At 33.6% G+C, this 1678-nt stretch carries 3 protein-coding genes; 2 read left to right on the forward strand and 1 reads right to left on the reverse strand.

Annotated elements, in window-relative coordinates; all coding sequences use genetic code 11:
* Positions 1 to 197: YhjD/YihY/BrkB family envelope integrity protein (locus VNJ50_RS15680; protein WP_414652908.1), on the reverse strand; the 197-nt coding region annotated here is incomplete at its 3' end.
* 112 nt (positions 198 to 309) lie between these two features.
* Between VNJ50_RS15680 and VNJ50_RS14495 the strand changes: the two genes are divergently transcribed.
* Together VNJ50_RS14495 and VNJ50_RS14500 are read left to right on the forward strand one after the other, a co-directional pair.
* Positions 310 to 717 carry a transposase gene (locus tag VNJ50_RS14495; protein ID WP_325583012.1) on the forward strand — a complete coding sequence of 136 codons (408 nt, stop codon included), beginning with the start codon at positions 310 to 312 and terminating at the stop codon, positions 715 to 717.
* Positions 718 to 1102: 385 nt separating this feature from the next.
* Positions 1103 to 1633: a transposase gene (locus VNJ50_RS14500; RefSeq protein WP_325583013.1), complete on the forward strand. Its 531-nt coding sequence runs from the start codon at positions 1103 to 1105 to the stop codon at positions 1631 to 1633.
* Positions 1634 to 1678: the final 45 nt, after the last annotated feature.

Consider the following 1678-nt stretch of genomic DNA (forward strand, 5'->3'; position numbering starts at 1 on the left):
ACCATCATTAATGTTCCAATTGAACCATAAACTTTATTGTAATTCAAAAAATTTGTAGCCAGAAAAAAGAATCCGGAAGAAACCAAAATAAAAAGGACAGTACTTAAAAATGCACCAGGGGAGAAAAATGGAATTTTATGATTTACTGAGGGACCGTATTTATAAACAATACAAATGGTGATGTAGATGATAATAATTAGTCGCTCCTTGACGCCTAATCAACACATTGATTGCCAGCAATTTAATTGACATTTTTCTTGTTTTATTTTGCAAGGTTTTGTAACTTTAGCTATCAAAACCTTGCAAATTATGTTAGGAGAAAGCCCGCAAAAACAAAGAAATTTATTCCAACCCACACTTGTTGATTTTATTAATACTCAACATGAACTTGTTTTATTAGCTGACAAAATAGATTGGTCTTATTTTGAGAGAGAGTTTGCCCCCCTCTATTCTCATACAGGTCAAAAAAGTCTTCCTATTCGCTTTATGGTTGGTTGTTTAATGCTTAAAAACATTTATAACCTTGGAGACGAACGAGTTCCGGAAGCCTGGAGTTCTAATCCTTACATGCAATATTTTTGTGGTGAAGTATTCTTCCAACACAATTTCCCTTGTGATCCAAGTGCTTTTGTTCATTTTCGTAAACGTATAAAAGAGAAGGGTTTGGAAAAGATATTTTCCTATTCCGTGCATATGCATAGTTCTAAGGACATCTAGCTATGTTTTATCAGATACTACTGTTCAGGAGAATAATACTACTTTTCCTACAGATGCAAAGCTTTGCAAAAAAGTTATTGATTATTGTAATAAAATTGCAAAAGAAGAAGGACTTGCTCAAAGACAAACTTATGTTCATGTAAGCAAACAATTAGTTAGAAATACCTATAATGGCCAACATCCTAAGCGAGCTAAAAAAGCAACATCATCTCAACGTCATCTTAAAACAATAGCTAAACGTTTAATTCGTGAACTACGCAGGAATTTCACATCACAACAGTCAAGGAAATATAAAGATGCCTTAGCACTATATGAAAAAGTTGTAAATCAAAAAAAGAAAGACAAAAACAAGATCTACAGTATTCATAAGCCATTTACAAACTGCATAGCAAAAGGCAAATCACACAAACCCTATGAGTTTGGTAATAAAGTGGGATTAATAACGACTTCTAATAAAGGAAAGAAAATCATATTGAGCATTAAAGCATTTATAGACAATCCTTATGATGGGCATACTATTCAACCTCTCCTAGAGCAAATGGAAGACAATAATCTTCCACTTCCAAAAGAATTAATCTACGATCGAGGAGGTCGTGGAAAATCAGAAGTGAAAGGAGTGAAAGTATCCACACCAAAACCACCCTTGAAAAGAGATAGTCATTATGAAAGACAGAAAAAGCGCAAGAAATTCCGAACTCGTGCAGCAATAGAACCAATCATTGGACATTTGAAAACCAACTTTAGGATGGGACAAAACTACTATCATGGAGAAGTGGGACCTCAAATCAATGCTTTGATGGCTGCAGCAGCATGGAATTTGAAAAAGATGATGGAGCTTCTCAAGAAAGAAGTAAAAAATATTTTTATTTTAATTTTTATCAAGATTTGGAAACGAAATTTTTATGTTTCGTTTTGAAGATCCGACTTCGTAAGGAGCGACTAATTATTTAGTGCTTGTTAT

This window comes from Gelidibacter sp. (genome assembly GCF_035577925.1).
Taxonomy (GTDB): domain Bacteria; phylum Bacteroidota; class Bacteroidia; order Flavobacteriales; family Flavobacteriaceae; genus Gelidibacter.

Excerpts from the sequence above, each read along its gene's own strand:
- VNJ50_RS14495 (WP_325583012.1), top strand. The coding sequence starts at position 310 with ATGTTAGGAGAAAGCCCGCAAAAACAAAGAAATTTATTCCAACCCACA.